13 protein-coding genes are annotated in these 17,757 nt (G+C 34.0%); 5 read left to right on the top strand and 8 right to left on the bottom strand.

Translation table 11 applies throughout. The annotated features are described in order from the left end of the window. Window positions 1-27: 27 nt before the first annotated feature. On the bottom strand, window positions 28-3,225 hold the full coding sequence (locus MTP08_RS11005) for a hypothetical protein (protein ID WP_243575997.1): 3,198 nt from the start codon (window positions 3,223-3,225) through the stop codon (window positions 28-30). Between the two features lie 183 nt (window positions 3,226-3,408). Here MTP08_RS11005 and MTP08_RS11000 point away from each other — a divergent pair, with 183 nt between their 5' ends. Both MTP08_RS11000 and MTP08_RS10995 read left to right on the top strand, forming a co-directional pair. Continuing rightward, a complete protein-coding gene (locus tag MTP08_RS11000) occupies window positions 3,409-4,353 on the top strand; it encodes a T9SS type A sorting domain-containing protein (protein ID WP_243575996.1) in 945 nt (314 codons plus the stop codon). A gap of 158 nt (window positions 4,354-4,511) precedes the next feature. After that, window positions 4,512-5,372: a lamin tail domain-containing protein gene (locus MTP08_RS10995; RefSeq protein WP_243575995.1), complete on the top strand. Its 861-nt coding sequence runs from the start codon at window positions 4,512-4,514 to the stop codon at window positions 5,370-5,372. A 51-nt stretch (window positions 5,373-5,423) separates the two neighbouring features. Here MTP08_RS10995 and MTP08_RS10990 read toward each other — a convergent pair whose 3' ends face one another. From MTP08_RS10990 to MTP08_RS10960, 7 genes are all read right to left on the bottom strand, one after another. Beyond that, window positions 5,424-8,243, bottom strand: coding sequence for a gluzincin family metallopeptidase (locus MTP08_RS10990; protein WP_243575994.1), 2,820 nt, complete (start codon window positions 8,241-8,243; stop codon window positions 5,424-5,426). A gap of 158 nt (window positions 8,244-8,401) precedes the next feature. Beyond that, window positions 8,402-9,760, bottom strand: coding sequence for an orotidine-5'-phosphate decarboxylase (gene pyrF / locus MTP08_RS10985; protein ID WP_243575993.1), 1,359 nt, complete (start codon window positions 9,758-9,760; stop codon window positions 8,402-8,404). Between the two features lie 96 nt (window positions 9,761-9,856). Next, window positions 9,857-10,198: a YkvA family protein gene (locus MTP08_RS10980; protein ID WP_209390368.1), complete on the bottom strand. Its 342-nt coding sequence runs from the start codon at window positions 10,196-10,198 to the stop codon at window positions 9,857-9,859. Window positions 10,199-10,281: 83 nt separating this feature from the next. Next, window positions 10,282-10,821 carry a TlpA family protein disulfide reductase gene (locus MTP08_RS10975; RefSeq protein WP_243575992.1) on the bottom strand — a complete coding sequence of 180 codons (540 nt, stop codon included), beginning with the start codon at window positions 10,819-10,821 and terminating at the stop codon, window positions 10,282-10,284. A 178-nt stretch (window positions 10,822-10,999) separates the two neighbouring features. Further along, window positions 11,000-12,001, bottom strand: coding sequence for an alpha/beta hydrolase (locus tag MTP08_RS10970; protein ID WP_243575991.1), 1,002 nt, complete (start codon window positions 11,999-12,001; stop codon window positions 11,000-11,002). Between the two features lie 74 nt (window positions 12,002-12,075). Beyond that, window positions 12,076-12,543, bottom strand: a complete 468-nt coding sequence (locus tag MTP08_RS10965) for a VanZ family protein (protein ID WP_243575990.1) — start codon at window positions 12,541-12,543, stop codon at window positions 12,076-12,078. Between the two features lie 225 nt (window positions 12,544-12,768). Continuing rightward, a complete protein-coding gene (locus MTP08_RS10960) occupies window positions 12,769-13,554 on the bottom strand; it encodes an AraC family transcriptional regulator (protein ID WP_243575989.1) in 786 nt (261 codons plus the stop codon). A 110-nt stretch (window positions 13,555-13,664) separates the two neighbouring features. Between MTP08_RS10960 and MTP08_RS10955 the strand changes: the two genes are divergently transcribed. The 3 genes from MTP08_RS10955 to MTP08_RS10945 are packed head-to-tail and all read left to right on the top strand — an operon-like array spanning window position 13,665 to window position 17,610. After that, entirely contained in the window at window positions 13,665-14,981 is a 1,317-nt protein-coding gene (locus MTP08_RS10955) for a TolC family protein (RefSeq protein ID WP_243575988.1), read from the top strand. Further along, window positions 14,981-16,030, top strand: coding sequence for an HlyD family secretion protein (locus MTP08_RS10950; RefSeq protein WP_243575987.1), 1,050 nt, complete (start codon window positions 14,981-14,983; stop codon window positions 16,028-16,030). Before MTP08_RS10955 ends, MTP08_RS10950 begins: the two co-directional genes overlap by 1 nt. Window positions 16,031-16,035: 5 nt before the next feature. Continuing rightward, window positions 16,036-17,610 carry an efflux MFS transporter permease gene (locus MTP08_RS10945; RefSeq protein ID WP_243575986.1) on the top strand — a complete coding sequence of 525 codons (1,575 nt, stop codon included), beginning with the start codon at window positions 16,036-16,038 and terminating at the stop codon, window positions 17,608-17,610. Window positions 17,611-17,757 lie beyond the last annotated feature (147 nt).

Here is a 17,757-nt window from a genome sequence, read left to right as displayed (position 1 = left end):
TAAATTATTGAGATCGTAAAATATATATTAGAAACTTGCCTTTACCTGCATACTTCCTATATGAATGGTTCTGTCGCCAGAATTTCTTCCTTCATAGTTCAGGTTCAGCTGTAAGAAAGAATTAATTGCCTGCTGAACAAATACGCTCCAGACTTGGTTTTTTCCAGGTTTTAAACCATCAAGCATTTGGTTTCCTACAATGGTGAAATTATTACCGGTAAAATCATTATTAATAAATGAAAAATTCCCACGAATAGAGGTTTTCTTGCGTTCCCACTGTATTGTTCCTGTAATATCGAAAGCTTTAAGCATTTCTTCGCCATCCATTCTCTTTTTTTCTCGGTATGCCGAAGAAAACTCTGCCTGAATGGCATCTGTAAAGCGATATGTTGCTTTAGGTTTGGTTTCGAAATTATTGAGGCGGTAATCTCTCGTAGCAAAAAGTTGCGATGAGTTTTGAATGTCGTGAATAGAATTTTCCCAGTCGATTCTGAATTCTTTATTGAACCAATAGCCTAAATTCACAAAATGAGAGGTTTGATTTCTTTCTTCATTGCTGAAATTGGCATTCAGGAGATTATCGTTGGAGATGAAGCGGTAATTCCCGTTCCAGCCCGACTGGTCGGTTGGGTTAAACTGGGCAGACATAAGAATGTTCTGGTTTTTAAGAATCAGATTTTCTCCGGTTTCGAAAGGGTTTAAAACCAAAACTTTATCTTTTTTATAGAATGAATTTTGAGAATTTAAAGAAACATTAAAATTCCAGCGTTTTAAAAATTTGTTTTCAGAACTGAAAACCACCGATGGATTAACGAATAATGCAAGCTGCAATTTATTTTTATTCGACGGAATATATCTTACCGAATTGGTGTACACTCTAATATATTGTGCTAAATCTGAATATTCTGCAATTTCAAACTCATCGAGCTGTTGTACGCCATCGCCGTTGTAATCGGTCCATTTGTAAACTCCCTGTCCATCGGTAACTTTAATGTACTGAAATTCCCGCTGTGCTTCTTGCCCATTTCCAAGCTCGTAAAATGCCTGCAAACGCATTCCGTTTTTGAAAAGCTGCTGATTGTATAAAATGTTTCCTACAACAAAATCTTTATTTTGGTTTAGATCTACATCATCATTTTTATAGAAAAATTTTCTGTAATGAAGCAAAGCATTTAATGTAGTTTTTTCAGTTTTAATAATCTGGCTTTCTGCCATAAAACCTAAAATACGGTTCATGTTCTGCAATCTGTTATCCCGAACAGAATCATTGTCTCTCACATACATTTTAGCCAAAAGCTTTGTTCTAACACTGTCTCCAACTTTTTTCTGTACAAAAAGTTCTTTCCAGCTGAAACTCGTAACATCCATCAACTGGCTGTCGTTAAATTTCTTTTCGTTATGTTCCATGCTTCCGCCTAAAGCCCAGCTGCCTTTTTCTCCGGTAAATTCTGTTCCGGCTCCGGATCGAATGAATTTAGTGTTCTGAAGTGTTGCTTTTGTATCTAAGTAAGAAAAGTTTCCTTTGGTGGTGAATTTTCCTTTAATCCAACCAAAATCCAAATCATTTTTAATTCCTTTGTAAGAATCTCGTTCATCAAGATAATTTACTCTGTAATTAAGGACAGATTTGTTATTCCATTTATTTAAAAAACTGAAAATAAAACGATTTTGAGTGATATTGTTGAATTCTTTGGCTAAGTTGAAATCTCTGGAGAATTCTACATCATTAATACGGTCTAAAATATGGAATTGCTTGTCTATATATTGATATTCAAAACTTGGAGTTCCTTTCCAACTGTTTTTCGTAAATGTTTTATTCCCGAAAATTCTTGCAGCATAGCCAATATTCTGGTCAGAATCCTTAGATGAAAACAAATTGAGATCGTAATTGCTTAAGGAAACATCTGCTCCAATTTTACCGTCTTTCAATAAATACTCAGAATTAACAGTATAAACCTGTGCTTTTTGTGGTGAAGGTAATTTTCTTACCGCTCTGTAGTCTCCCATGTTGGGACCGACATATTCGAAAACTCTACCGTTATTGGTAGTCTGCTTCAGTCGGTATTCACCAAGATTGGCGCCGAAGTACGTGAAAGAAACCTGATAAAGAGTTTGAGCCGGATCGGTAGAAAACTGGTAGTAACTTCCGCTCGGGTTCTGAACCAAACTGTACAGTATTTTATTTACATTATATTCTGCCACCACACCAGACGGAGCGTACATTAAATTCGGGTCGTTTCCGGCATTGGCGAGAATTTGTTCATCTTCTTTGGATAAATTTAAAGCTAAGGGAGCGTTTTTGTTGTCATTTTCCATGAACCAATTCAGTCCTATTCTGAATTTCTCTCTCTGATGTTCTAATTTTCCGGTAAATAAATATCTGGAATAATTTCTATTGGCGTAATTGAACGAAATTGTGATGAAATTTTGCTGGAAAATAGGTCTGAAACTCGTAAAAGTAACTTCTCCTGTATTGTAATTGATGACGTAGTCTTGGTTTTCTCCACGTTTCATTAAAATCCCGTCTATGAAAACCTGTTCAGAGCCGGAAATTAAGGTGATGAATTGTTCGCCGTTTTTACCTGTAAGGCGGTATGGCCCTTGGTTTCCTTCAATTCCCTGAAAACGAATTCTGTGAAATTCACTTCGTGCAACACCTGCCGAAATGTCTACAAAAGTTTTATTGTCGGTTCCAAACTGTGTCTGAAACTGAAGTCCCATGCTTCTTCTCTGGTATTTTGAAAAATAATTTTTAGTTTCAGCCAAATCTAAATGTCCTGCTCTGAGAATAGATTTTTCTTTAATATTAAGCTGCATATAAATTCTGTCGAATTCTTCAAGAGTTTGAGTATATCCATCCGCCTGAATCGGTAAATTGTGATCTGAAATACTTGCAAGAACTGTTACATCTTTCGAAAGTCTTCCGGAAATCTGTAAATCCATAGAGCTTTGTACAGATTGTCCCTGGTTGTTCCCAAAAGTAATTCCTCTAATAATGGAGCCTTTAGAATTGAGCTCGCCCAAAAATCTTTTAGAATTGTTTTTTGCCAATACAGCTTCATCTACAATAATTCTGTTACTGGTTTTTACAAAATCCATAGTATCTTTTGCAAAAAGATCTCTTTCTAGTCTTAAAGCGATAATGCTGTCTTTTTTTATACTGTCTTGAAGGGTGTTGGGATTTTTCCACGTAAAAATTTGGGCGTTATAAGATGATAAGCCCATGAAAAACAATAAGAATATCAGAATATAATTCCTCAAATCTGTAAAATAATTGGTAAAAATAACTAAAAATTGTGAACAGTAAAGGTTTTAGCGTTATTAACAGAAATTTAACCTTATTTTTGTGTAAAATGAAAAAATAGCATTATTTTTGCCGTATAAATTATTAATATAAAAATTTTACTTATGAAAAAGATCTTTACAATTTTAGGAATTGTTGCAGTTGCAGGAGTTGCAAATGCACAAACTAATGTTTTATCAGATACGTTTAGCTATGTTGGTGCTTTAACAAATAATGGTTGGGTTAATCATAGTGGAACACAAGGTCAGTTAACCTCAGATGGATCTAAAGTTAATCTTGTTGCGGGTAATAGTGAGGATGCAAATAAAGCGTTTAGTTCATCATACGCCGTGAGTGCTACGGGAATTAGCAAAGCAGATTATTCTGCTGTCATTAATGTTCCAAGTGCAACCGGTCTCTCAACTTCAGGGGATTATTTTTTAATGTTTACGGTGACTGCAGGAACAACAACTGGTAATTTTAATGGGAGATTATATATTAAAGGTTCTGCAACTGGATATTCTTTAGGGGTTTTAAATAATGGGTCTGGTACTTCTGCAATTCCAACTTATGGAACAGAAGTTCCTTATGGTACTGCATCAAATATTTTGGTTACTTTTATAATGGATAATTCGGTTTCTCCCGCAACAAATACTGCTACTTTACAAATCGATTCTCAACCACTTTTAACAAATAGCACAGGGGCAGGAGCTTCACCCGCTACTTTAGCAGGTATTGCGATTAGACAAGCAGGGAATGCAACATCTGGGACTGGAAATGTTAGCATAAGTAATTTGGTGGCTAGAGTGTATGCTCCTGTATTGGCTATTTCAGATTTTAACAAATCTAAATCTCTTTTCGTAAAAAATACTTTCGTAAAAAATGACGAAATTACTTTTGGAGAGGATGCGAAAGACGTAAAAGTTTACACGTTAACAGGTCAATTGTTAAAAGCAACTTCTGTTAAAGCTAACGAAACTGTAAATGTTGCAGATTTGCCTAAAGGTAGCTATCTAGTAACAGGAACTGTAAATAACCAACCAGTTTCTCAGAAAATTTTGAAAGATTAATATATTATATATTTAATAGCAAAGCCACTTCATACGAAGTGGTTTTTTTATGATTTTAAATCATTAAGTTTTCATGTATAATGTAATATTTATGTGTAAAATATAAATATTTGGTATTATTTTTGGATTTTTTATGACAATCACCAAAATATATTGTTATGAAAAAAGTATTTACTTTTATCGGACTTGTTTCGATGACTGCGTTTTCTAATGCACAGATTGTTATTAATGAAATTTACACTGGGGGTGGTATTCTTGGAGCAGCCATTACCCACGATTTCATAGAACTGAAGAACATTGGTTCCACAACAGCTTCACTGAATGGGGCTACAATTCAGTATGCATCATCTACCGGCAGTTTTACTCAATACAATAATCTTCCTAATATTACTTTAGCGGCAGGACAAACCTATTTAATTCAGCACGGAACAGATGGTTTTGGAGGAATCATTAATTTGCTCAATCCCAATCTTATTGTAACTGCTTTACTAAACTTCGATGGATCCGCACAGGTTGGAGTAGGAGTTGGGCTTGCTTTTACTTCTGGCAAAGTGGCTTTGGCGAATAATAACACTCAAGTTTCTGGGCCTACTTCTGCAAATGTCTTAGATTTTGTAGGATATGGTTTGGCAAATCAATTTGAGGGAGCAGGTGCTGCACCATCGCCAACAATCTTAAATTCTATCACCAGAGTAAGCGGAGATACCAACAATAATAATATAGATTTTACAATAACTCTACCAACACCACAATCATCAGGAAATTTAGCGGTAACCGATTTACAAAGCACAGCGCACAAGTATAAATTTGTACAAAACACCTTCGTTAAAGAAGATGAAATTATTTTTGGAACAGAAGTAAAAGATATTAAGATTTATACCCTTTCCGGTCAATTAATCAGAACTTCTGAAAGCAAATATGCTAGATATCTAAATGTTGCAGATCTTCAAAAAGGAAATTACATCATTACGGCTACAATAGATAATCAGCCGGTATCTCAGAAAATTATTAAAGATTAAGGGGTTAAATAACTCAGTATCATTCAACAGCAGTCGAAAGATTGCTGTTTTTTAATACCATCCTCTCCTTGCTGCATTAATAATGGTGCTTAAATTCAGGATTAAAGTATATCGTATTCTTTTTCCATAATCCTTGAAAGCGGGTTCGAATCCTAAAGAAGACTGTACGGGTAAAAATATTTCAAGGAAATCGGGTATAAGCCGAACTTTTACACCGCTGTCCCAAATGAATTGTGTAGGCTGATTTTTGTTTTTGTAAAGTCCGGCATCTGCGTAAATATGAAAAATTTTCCAAACACTTGAATCTACATTAAAAGAAGTAATCCACTGATTTACACTTCCCGGAATAAAAGATTTAAAACCTCCGTCTGCCAAAATAAACTGCTGAGACAATATCCCACCGGTTGCACTTTGTCCCAAAAGATTATACGAAAATGAATAATCTGAAACTCGGGATATCCCATAATCGAAAATATTGTTTCTGGTTTCATTTCTGGCAAAATACCCTCCAAAAAGTCTCAAACTCAACTTTTGTCTTGGTGCAAATTCCCATCGGTATAATGCTTCAGCGGTAATTTTATTGTAATCTTCCATTCCCTGAGTACTGATGCTGAAACTTTTTTCATGAATCATCTCGTTGTCGGTAAACCCATAACCAACCGTCCAGAGATTATATTTAGCATAATCATTTTGAGCAATCATTTGAGGATTGAGATCACGTTGAAAATAGGTGTAGGAAATCCCTAATCCACGACTGACTGTACTTCTAGGGTTTTTTCTGAAACTAATATTGGTGTACAAAGAATTTTTCTGATATGCTAAATCATAATCGTAATGAAAATAAGAGCCTGAAACTCCAAAAGTAAGTCTTTGGATCACACTTTCGGCAGGTAAAAACGAGTAGGAAATAGCTCCGGAACCCGTAAGTTTCCCCGTTCCTGTACTGTAAGACGGAGTTATAGAATACAGAAATTTCTGATCGAATAATGACTGGTTTTTGAAGTTCATCCCGATAAGAAACTTATCATAAGTATTGGTGAAACGAATTCTCGGGTTGAGATAAATTTCATTAAACTCCGGATTTGGAATGTCTTTTATCAGCTTAAATTTAATTTTTTTGGCATTAGAAAAAATCCCTTTTGTATAAAGGAAATTATCTCTGTAATTAGCCTCAGGGAAAATATAATCGTTGTTTAAAGTAATTTTGTAAACATCTTCCGCAGGGATTTGTACGGTTTTCTGGCGTTCATTTTTTTCTGTATCTATCCAATAAGTTGTTCTTTTGCCTTCTTTTGTCTGTGCTTCGAGCTTTACAGGAATATTTTCGTCTGTGTTTTTTGCAATTTTCACATTCAGAAAATCGTTTTCGGTTCTGAAATTTTTTAATCTGAAATTAACCCGTTGTTTTTTGCTGATATAACGTTTAAGATATTCCGAAGAAGCATCTTTTTCCGAAAGTTTTTCTAAAAAATCGTGAGGATTTACTTCATTGTTCGCATTCTCTGCAATATAGTCTTTAACGAGTGTGTTGAATTTTTCTGCACCCATCTTATCCGCCGAATAACTGAACAATGTTCCAGTTTCGAAACTACTTATTGCCATATCATTGAAATTGCTGAGCACCGAAAAAGGTTCGTCAATTTTCTGATCCAGATTCTGTGTCATAATGTACTGATAGGCTAATCCGTACCGATCGAGTAATTTTACTTTAGATGCATGAAATAATTTTAAAGGTTTTACTCCAAAGATTTTAGTTTCCGGAAGCTGTCCCAACAGTTTTGCATCACTGTAGAATTTTTTTAGATACTGTATTTCCAAATAAGATTTTAATCCGTTTTTAAACCAATGGTTTTCCTCTTTATCTGCAATGATTTTTTCCTCGAGAATTTTTTTGCTGATAATCCCAAAATAATCCAAATCTGCATTTTCCGCATCCGAAAATAGTTTGAATCTGAATTTCCAGAACTGGATATCGTTATTTCCGAAAAAATCTTCTTTTGCTCTGAATTTATCAGAAATAAAAAGTTTTTCAGGAATGCTTCCTATTCTTTCTTTAATGAATTTCAACTGTAATGGAAGGTAAAACTCTAGATTTTGAATTTCCTGTGAACTTACCGGATAACCAAACTGTATTTCGGTTTTTACATCATCAGAATTTATGGTAACGGATGGGTAATTATTTTTGCTGAAAAGAAATTCAGGGTCAGAATTCAAATATCCGCTAAAAGAATCAGGCTCGTTCTTTGGAAGATTACTTTGAATGTTGTAAACTTCTTTAGTGTTAAATTTTACAGCCCAATAGGTTTTAAAATTTACAGATTCCTCAATATCGCGGTAGTTTCGTTTTACCATGTTGGAGTCATCAAAATGATCCGGTACAATGAAAAAATACTTCAATGCAGTATCTTGTGGAGAAGTCCCGTATCCTGTAAATTTTCTGTCAGGTAATTGAAGTTTGTATTTAAGCTCTAATTTTATCTGCTGTCCAGGATGAAGAGCTTCTTTCAGTTTCAGGAAAAGATTTTCATCAGTTACCTCATTTTGAATCGTTATTGAATGCTTATCATCGCTTATTTCGAGATGTAAAACTTTACCAAGTTCTTCTTTTTTAGCGAAATGTAAGTTGTAATTACGGTCTTCAAGTTTGCGGTAAACAAGGGTTGTTCCTCGCTTATTGTAAGCAGAAATCCAGTTGAGAAGTTTAATGGTATTAAGATCTTTGTCGGAATGATTGTAATAAACAATTTGCTGACTTACATCAATGGTTTTTCTGTCCGGAGAAAGTTCCGCATTTATAGATATACTGTCTTTTTGTGCATGAAATTGCACAATTCCAAAAAACAGAAAAATACTTACACCAAATTTTTTCAATGCTCTGATAAAGCATCAAATATAATGTATTTTAATGCAAAAAAAATATTTTTTAAAACAGTAATACTGTTAAAATATAAAAGTATTCAATAAAAAAATCCTGAAATTTGAATGATATTACAATTCAAATTTCAGGAAGTAATAAGTATAATTATTTTTTACAAAGATGTGAGATAGGCATTCCAGCCTGCACTTTTATATTGTGATGCTGCCTGTTCTGGGTTTTCAGATTTATAAATTCCTCTTCCTACGATGATAAAATCTGTATGAAGGGTTTTAAATACATGTTCCGGAGTATTATATTGCTGCCCCTTTCCGTCACCTGAATCTGCGAGGTTTACTCCAGGAGTGAAAAGCAGAATTTCTTCAGGAATAGGATTTTGAGAAACCCCACCAATTACGTTAGGATGAGAAAGGGCGATTTTCAGGGCTTCTTCACGGTAATTATTGGATGTTAACGTACCTTTGGAAGACATTCCTATAATGGCAACTACGCCCACATTTTTGAAGCAGTCTAAAGATTCGAAACCTCCGATAACCTGAGAAGTTACAAAATCTGCCCAGTCGGTAATTCTGAAAACTCCGCTTGTAAACTGCAATTCCTGAGTATTTCCTATATCGGCAAATTTTCGGTCTTCCATTAATAGAAATTTATGCTTTGAGGCTATTTCTTTTAATGGGATAATGGTATTTTGGTAATCAAAATCCGAAATAATGTCGATGTGAGTTTTTAATGCAATAATGTGTGGTCCCACTTTTTCTGCGAGTTCCAAAAGTTCTTTTGTAGTAGTAACATCTGCCGAAGCAATGAGATTAGATTCTTTTGCTAATGCCGTTTCTAATAATTTTTTTGAAACAGAATGTTGTGCCTGCTCAAATTTCTGCTGATAAGAAAGTCTCTTTTTTTCTTCAAACTGAATATGATTTCCTTTTAAGAAATCGTTAATTCTCTGAACTTCTGCATCGCTAAGATCTCCATTTTCTTGAAGAATTTCGCAAACTTCAGAAATATTGAAAAGTGTATGAACGCGGTATCCTTTGCTTTCCAAAAGTTGTTTTCCTCCCTGTTCTCGGTCTAAAACCACAACAATATCTGCTACTTTAATATCTTCCTGCTCGATTTCGGCAATGGTTTCTACCAAAGATTTTCCGGAGGTGATAACGTCTTCTACCAAAAGGCAATTCTGTCCTTTCTGGTAAATTCCCTCAATCATTTTTTTTGTACCGTATTCTTTGGCTTCTTTTCTTTTAATAATTAACGGAATGTAGCTTTCCAAAGACATCGCAGTTGCCATCGGAAGTGCAGCATAAGGAACTCCGCAGATGAGGTCGAAGTTATCCAAAGGAAGCATATCCAAAAGATAGTTGGCAAGATTTTTAAGGATTTTAGGATCGGATGCGAGTGGTCTTAAGTCTACATAAAAAGGGCTTTCAATACCGCTTTTCAGGGTGAATCTTCCAAATTTGATGATGCCCAGTTTGTAGCATTCCAAAAAGAATTCTTTTTTACTTTCCATTATTTTTTATTAGATATTGCAAATTTAATGATTTGTGATGAAAAGGTAGTACCGAATTCATGATAAACAAAAAAACCATCACTCGGATGGTTTTATTTATTTTACAATTTCTGCCTCTATTATTTGTGCATTGCCATATTTTCGTTCGGTTTCCCAAAGAAGAAATTTATCTACTTCTTTCATTAGTTTTGGGATGGTAAAGGATAAAACAGCCAAATCGTCCAAAACCCCTACAACAGGAATGAAAAAATCTGGAATTAAATCTATGGGAGAAAGTACATATAAAATCCCTAAAAGCGGAAGAATCATATCCATCGACTTTGCAGGATAAACACCTTTTCTCCATAACTTAACCATTCTGAAAATATCGGGGATTTTTTTCAGAAATCCTTTGTGGCTTATGGCCTCTTTAGCAATTGTGATTTTAGAATATTTCATTTTTGTGTTTGTTTTTTATAACTTCAACGTAATAGAATTTTCAAATTGCGTACCAATGCATTATTAAAATTCCGTTAAAATTATTATTTGATAATATTATCTATGAATTGATGTATAGATTCTGTATTCCAATCGGTATAAGCATCTTCTTTAAGGAGAATTCTCCCATTTTGATCCAATAAAAATGTAGTAGGAAAAGCTTTGGGAAGTACTTTCTCCGAAATTGGGCTTTGTGCGATATATACAGGAACGGTATAATTATTTTCTTTAAGAAACTTACGCACTTTAGCTTCATCATCTTTCATCGCAATAAGCACAAAGTTGAGGTGATCTTTTCTGCCGTCATACAATTTCTGAATAGTAGGCCATTCTTTAACACATGGAGGACACCAGGTTCCCCAAAAATTAAGAAAAAGAGGTTTATCTTTAAAATTTTTGAGGTTTGTGCTTGGAACATTTATTCCCTGTAGCTCTATATCGTAATCTTCATTGCTGATGTGAACTGCATTTTCAATCGTGGCAACCGGCAAAAACTGGTCTTTCAAAAAGTTTCTTATACCCGGAACTAAAGCAATAACCGCAACAACAACGAGAATAAGGATGTATATGAAGTTTTTTTTCATTTCTTAAAATTCAATTTAAATAATTGAAAATCAAAGTGTAATATAAAATTAAAATATAAAATAATAATTTCAAAAACCTGATTTTCAACCCACTACAATATTAATCATTTTGAAAGATAACTGCAAAAGAAATAGCAGTATTTCCTTTAATAGCGATAAAAATCTACAAAAGAATATTTTATGGAGCTTGTTGATGAGCAACCGCAAAATTTACCATCGCATTACTTATCTTTTCAAGTTCTGTTTTATCTGTGGTGCTGAATCCGTGAGTTCCTTTTTTAATAATGATTAAACTATTTTCAGTTTTAGATTTTTTAAGCATTCTTCTCAGTCGTTTAGAATGGCTCAAAGGGGCAATTTTATCTTTATTCCCATGAATCATCAACGTAGGAACTGTATTTTCTGAATACAAGAGTGGTGAAATGTCTTTACAAATCTCTATCACTTCTTTTTTGTTTTCTTTGGCATCGAAACCGGTTATTCCCTTAATCAGTTTTCCCCTAATTTCTATTATTTTTTTTGAAATTAATCCCACTGCAAAAAGTAACGGCTGTGGTGCCCGTGTATGAAGCAGCCTGTTCATATCGGTAGGTCCAAAATTATCAATAACATAATTTACTCGTGCGGAATATTTCGATAGGGTAGAATCGCCGACAAACTTGTTATCGTTTGTATAAGCACTTAAAAGTGCAAGATGTGCTCCTGCAGAATCTCCCCACATCCCGATATTATTAGAATCTAAATGATATTGGTCTGAATTTTTTCTTACCCAACGCACTGCATCTTTGGTATCCTGTATAGGTGCATTAAAATGAATTTCCTTTGTTACAAGCCGATAATTGATACTTATTACTGCAAAATTCTGATCTAAAAGCTTTGAAATAGTATTTTCAATAAAATTATCTCCATAAATCAGTTTACTGCCTTCTACCCACGCTCCTCCATGAACATATATTACTACAGGCAACTTTTTAGTTTCAGTATTTTTTGGAGTGTACATATCCAACAAAATTTTGTTGTTGTTTTCATCGGTTTTATAGGCAATGTTTTCTTCAACATTCGCTTTTTCAAACAGAATGGTTGTTTTCTTTTTTTGTGAAAATGCTAAAGTTGAGAATACTGAGAAAATTAGAACGAAAAAATAAGTGAAAAGCCGTCTATTCGGCAAAATTGATTTCATAATTGAGGCAATAAACGCAATTCTCACTGCAAATTCTGTGCAAAAAGTGGATGTTTCTTCTAAAATGTTTTCATTTAAGAAACGGGAGATAATTTGCCTTTTTCCAATAAATCAAAATGAAATCTAATGTTTGCAATATTTTTCCAAGTCGCATATTTAAATAATACAAAACCTAAGAGCATCCCAAATGTATTAAGAAAAACATCATCAACATCGGCAACTCCTCGCCCTGAGAAATACTGTAAAGACTCAATTAGGCTAATGGCAACAAGGAAAAAGATGGTGATGGGCAAAAATCTGTTAAATTTCTTTATGCACAATCCTAACCAACCGAACGGACTGAACAAAAATATGTTTCCAAAAATATTAATGATAAAATCCTGATTATCTATATTGTTATTTTCGAAAAAATTCTGAATTGTTATAAAAGGTTTATGCTGAAAATAAGCGATTTCAGAAGGTTCTCTTCCCGATGCATAAAACATCATATACAACAAAACAATCGTGTAAACTGTTATAAAAACTGCAAAGTATTTTTTCATAGGTTTCCTTTTAAGGGATTAGTAATAAAAAAAATCCAGCTATTAGTTTTTGGTCTTTGCTTCTATAACACAATTATCTTACCTTTATTCTGTGCGTTACAATAGTTTATATTTTTTTAGAACTATTTAACATAATATTAGATTTGAGGTTTTAAGTTTTTTTAAGTTTTGATATTATTTATCTCTAAACCGTCTGTTGAATTGAGGAATTATCGGTCTATTGTATCAGTACATCATTTTTCTCATCTGTGAAGGTCTCATGCCTGTTAATTCTAAAAAAGCATTGCTAAAAGCGGTAATGGTTTCATAACCGCAGGAATTGGCAATTTCTTCTATAGAGCTGTCGTGGTGTTTTTGCAGAAGGTTGATGGACTGAATAATTCTATAGGTTTTAAGATACTGTAAAAAAGAAGTTTTCAGTTCCTTTTTAAATAATCTGCTGAATGACCGTTCACTCATGCTGAAATTATCCGAAAGTTCATTCAGCGTAAGATGAGCATTAAATCTGGAGTGGATGTACTCGGTTATTTTTTCGATTTTAGGATGTTCCGAAGTGGGTAATTGTAATTTTATAGGTTTTTCGCTTGTTAAAGCCAATAAATCATGCAGCGAAAATAGAGTGTGGGCATAAGGTTCAGAAAAATCTATAAATTCGTTATTCCATCGTTCAGAGAATTTAATCAGTTCAATAATCAGTTTGTTGGCAGGAAATATTCTAAGATTCTGATAAAAATCCGAACCCGATTTTTTAAAGTAAAAAGAGTGAAGTTGGGTAGCATGATGAGAAACCTTCAAACGGTGAGGCGTATTTGCCGGAATCCATAAAAAATGCATTGCCGGAACCACAAGGTATTCATTTTCAATAGTTACATACGCAGTTCCTCCTTCTACGAAGCTTAGTTGATCTTTGTGATGCGAATGCAAATCATAATCGCGTTCAAACCTTTCATGAATAATAAAAACATCTTTCGGTGATGTGTCAATCTGTTCAAGAATATCAAATAATTTCATATTCAAAAATAAAAATAATTTTGGCTGATTTGGATAAAAATCAGTCTATTTTATATAAAATGACAAAAGTACTAACGTTATAACTTTGCATCTTTAAAAGTGAATAGTAAATGATCCGTACAAAAGAGAAGTTTTTTTTAGGGTTAGTGCTTCTTAATTTTCAGATTTCCGTACACGCACAGACAGCAGGTTTAAGTCTTAACCGGTTGCTTAGCGGTGTAGAAGAACACAGTAAAGAAATCGCTCTGGAAAAGCTTAAAATTCAGATTTCTGAGGCGAAAACCAAGCAGGCTAAAAGCAATCAGTTACCTAATTTAAGTGTTTTTGGTTCTGTAGATAAAGCCTCGAATATGTTGGTTTACGAAAATGGGATTTTTAACAAACCAGAGCATCACGATGTAATTCATACGCTGTATAATACGGGTGCCAATCTTTATTTGAATATTTTCGATGGTTTTAAAACTAAAAACGAAATTAAGTTGGCGCAGATTTTATCTGAAATTTCTGTTACCGACAAAGAGAAACTGGTAAGTGCAACCAAACTTAAGGCAATACATCTTTTTATAGATCTTTATTTGCAGCGACAGTGGAAAGTTACGATGGAAGAAGATATTCATGATAAAGAAAGCCAGCTTACAGAAATAAAAAACCTGTACAAAGCCGGAATTATTCTTGAAAGTGATGTTCTTCGTGCCGAACTCGAGCTCAGCAAAAGAAAAATGACCTTAACGGAAATTGATAACGGTATTATTGTGTTGCAGCAACAGATTAATGTTTTGATGGGAAATGACGATAAAACTGTACTGGAACCAGAAATATCACCATCCGAAGAACAGATTCCTCCTTTTACTTTGGAAGAAACAATTGAGTTGGCGTTAAATAAAAGTTTTGATGCAGAACTTTCTCACCACGAAACACAAGCCGCCGAAATGAAACTGAAACTGAATAAAGGCAATTACTACCCGAAAGTCGGGATTACCGGTTCTTTGCAGTTTTCTAACCCGCAGATTTTTCTTTATCCTTATAATCCCAACTGGTACAGCTTAGGAATTATAGGGCTGAAAGCTTCGTACGACATCAGCAGTTTGTATCATAATAAACATAAAGTTGAAGAATCTAAAATTGAACTGAATTCGGCACATCTTCACCATGAGTTTACAAACGATGAGATAAGAACCCGTATTTATAAAAGTTTTTATCAATATGATGAAGCAGTGAAGCACGAAAAAGTCTATGAGCAGAACCAAAAATACGCAGATGAAAATGCAAGAATTCTAAAGAATGCCTATTTTAATCAGACTGCACTTATTACCGATCTGTTGGATGCCAATTTGCAGCAGGTGAAAGCCAAATTTGAACTGGAACAGTCAAAAATGGAAATTCTGAAAAATTATTATTCCCTAAAATTCGAAACAGGAACATTATAATGAAAGTATCTCATCGTAAAAAACTTGTAAAATTTACCTCTGCAGTTGCATGGGTTTTCGTACTGATTATTGCTGTAAAAGCTTTTTTATCTATTTATACATTTTTGCATAATGAAACTACCAACGATGCACAGGTTGTAGAATACATCAACCCTGTAATTGCCAGAGTAGGAGGGTATGTAAGAGAGGTGAAGTTTAATGATTTTGATAACGTTAAAGCGGGCGATACCTTGTTTATAATCGATAGCAAAGAATATAAGCTTGATGCAAACCAGGTAGGAGCAGAACTTCAGAAACAGAATGCGAGTACGCAGGTTCTTAATCAGCAGCGGGAAACGCTGGAAGCTGAAGCTCGTGAAGCTTACCAAGCAATTGAAGCAGCAAAAATTAAAGTCTGGAAAGAAAATCTTGAGTATGAAAGATACAAACAGCTTTACAGTCAGAAATCTGCCACTGCACAAAAACTGGAGCAGATTGAAGCCAATCTGAATATTTATAAAAGTGATCTTTCTCAGGCAGAACAGCACTATAGAGTTGCTCAGGAAAAAGTTCAGGATCTGAATCAGGAAAAAGCAGTAATCGGTGCCGAAAAACAACGTCTGAATGAAGTAAAACAACGCCGTAATCTGGATGTAAGCTACACGGTAATAACGGCTCCTTACAACGGAAGACTTGGAAAGCGAAAAATAGAAAAAGGGCAGATGATTGATGTGGGAGATCATCTATGTTATATTGTAAATGATGAAACGCCAAAATGGATTATGGCTAACTTCAAAGAAACTCAGATAGCGGAGTTTTCTGTTGGAGATTTGGTAACTATTACAGCAGATGCTTATCCGGATAAAAAATTCAAAGGAAAAATTTTGGCGTTTTCTCCGGCTACGGGTTCAAGTTTTTCTTTACTTCCGCCGGATAATGCCACAGGAAATTTTGTAAAAATTGTTCAGAGAATTCCAGTAAAAATAGAAATTTTGGATGTTGATAAACAATGGCGTTCTAAACTTCTTTCCGGGATGAATGTTACGGTTACTGTTCCACATCATAAATAAAACAAATGGGTCTGTTTAAAAAATGGGTTCCTGCGTGGCTCGCAAAGATTATTCTTTTTGCGCTTCTGCTTCCCAATATGATTATGTTTTTTCTTCCTTTGGCAAATGAAGATGTTGCCGCAGGATATTATGGGATTGAGCCTAATGATATACAGTTTACAATTTCTCTTTATTACGCTGGTTTTGCATCTTTTTACTGTTTAGAAAGAAGGTTTTACAGTTATTTTACATCAAAACAGTATTTTATTCAGTTTCAGCTTTTTCAGTTGCTGTGCTGTTATCTTTTATTTTCATCTCAGATTTTGCTGGTGATTTTTGTGGTGCGTTTTGTTCAGGGGATGCTTTTTGCAAGTGCCGTTAATTTATACCTTTCTATGGCAACCGGCTTTATGAAATCTTTTCGGGCAAAAGAGGTTGCGTACAGTTTATTTTTCGGGATGTTATTGTGTACAAGTTCGTTCAATAATCTTATTACGGCAGATTTAATAGATCAGTATAATTTTGATATTGTGTACAAGCTGTCTATGGTCATGTTTGCAAGCAGTGTAGTGGTGGTACTGGTCTGTATATCTTCTGCCAAAGTATTTCATCGGCATACCCTTATTCAGCTGGATGTGAGCAGTTTTATTTTACTGGCAATAATTTTAATAGGATTAGGATATTTAAGTGTCTACGGACAGCAGTATTACTGGTTTCAAAATTCAGAAATAATTCAGGTGGCTGTAATTATATTTTTTGCTGTATTTTTCTTTGTAATCCGTCAGTTTACTTTAAAAAGACCTTATATAGATCTTTCTATTTTTAAGGAGAAAAATTATTTGTGGGCTGCTTTGCTTCTGTTTTTTATGTATATAGAAAGGTTTTCTTTTGCCTATATGGGAAGCTTTTATAAAAATATTCTCCACATGGATCCCCGTCATATATCCTATATTTTTGTATTTAATCTTATAGGAATTATTACGGGAGTAGCTTTAGCAGCGTGGCATCAAATAAAAAAATCTAATGTAATCTGGCTTTGGATGTGTGGCTTTACGGCACTTTTAATATACCATCTCTGCATGGTACAAATGCTGGATAATGCCGGAAATGAAAGCTATTATGGCATTCCGCTGTTTGCTCATGGTCTTGGGGTGGGGTTAATTATGGTTCCTACAATATTATTTGCAATTAGTATTGTTCCGTATTATTTGGCACCGTCTGCCGCGGCTTTTTGTTTGATAGTAAGATTTTTAGGATATACGGTAAGTTCTTTCCTAACCAAATATTTTACAGTTTACAATTATAATATTCATTACAGTCGTTTTTTAGATTACATCAGCAATAATAATCAGTTTTATAACGATAAAATCAGCGGGATTAATTTATACCTTAAAAACAACGGATGGTCTAAAAAAGATATTCCGCCGGTTACGCAAAAAGTATTTAAAGTGCAGTTGGACAATCAGATTTTACTTCGTTCTATTATGGATTACTATTCTGTAATGATCTGGCTTTCTCTAGCCGTTCTGTTTTTACTGTTATGCTATTATATTAAAGAGAAAAAAGTGTATGTACATTTCAGACCTTTATTACCTATTTAAGGAAGGGTTTGTAATGTAAATGGAAAAAATATTTATTTCGAATTTTTAATTTAAACAAAGTCGTATAACTTATTGAGGTTGTATGACTTTTTTATTTTTATATGTATGAAAACTGGATGGAATTAAGATCATTAACCGAGTCAGATT

The organism is Chryseobacterium oryzae, assembly GCF_022811665.1.
Taxonomy (GTDB): Bacteria; Bacteroidota; Bacteroidia; order Flavobacteriales; family Weeksellaceae; genus Chryseobacterium; species Chryseobacterium oryzae.
The sequence above is the reverse complement of the archived record's forward strand: the minus strand, read 5'-3'. Positions and strand labels throughout refer to the sequence as shown.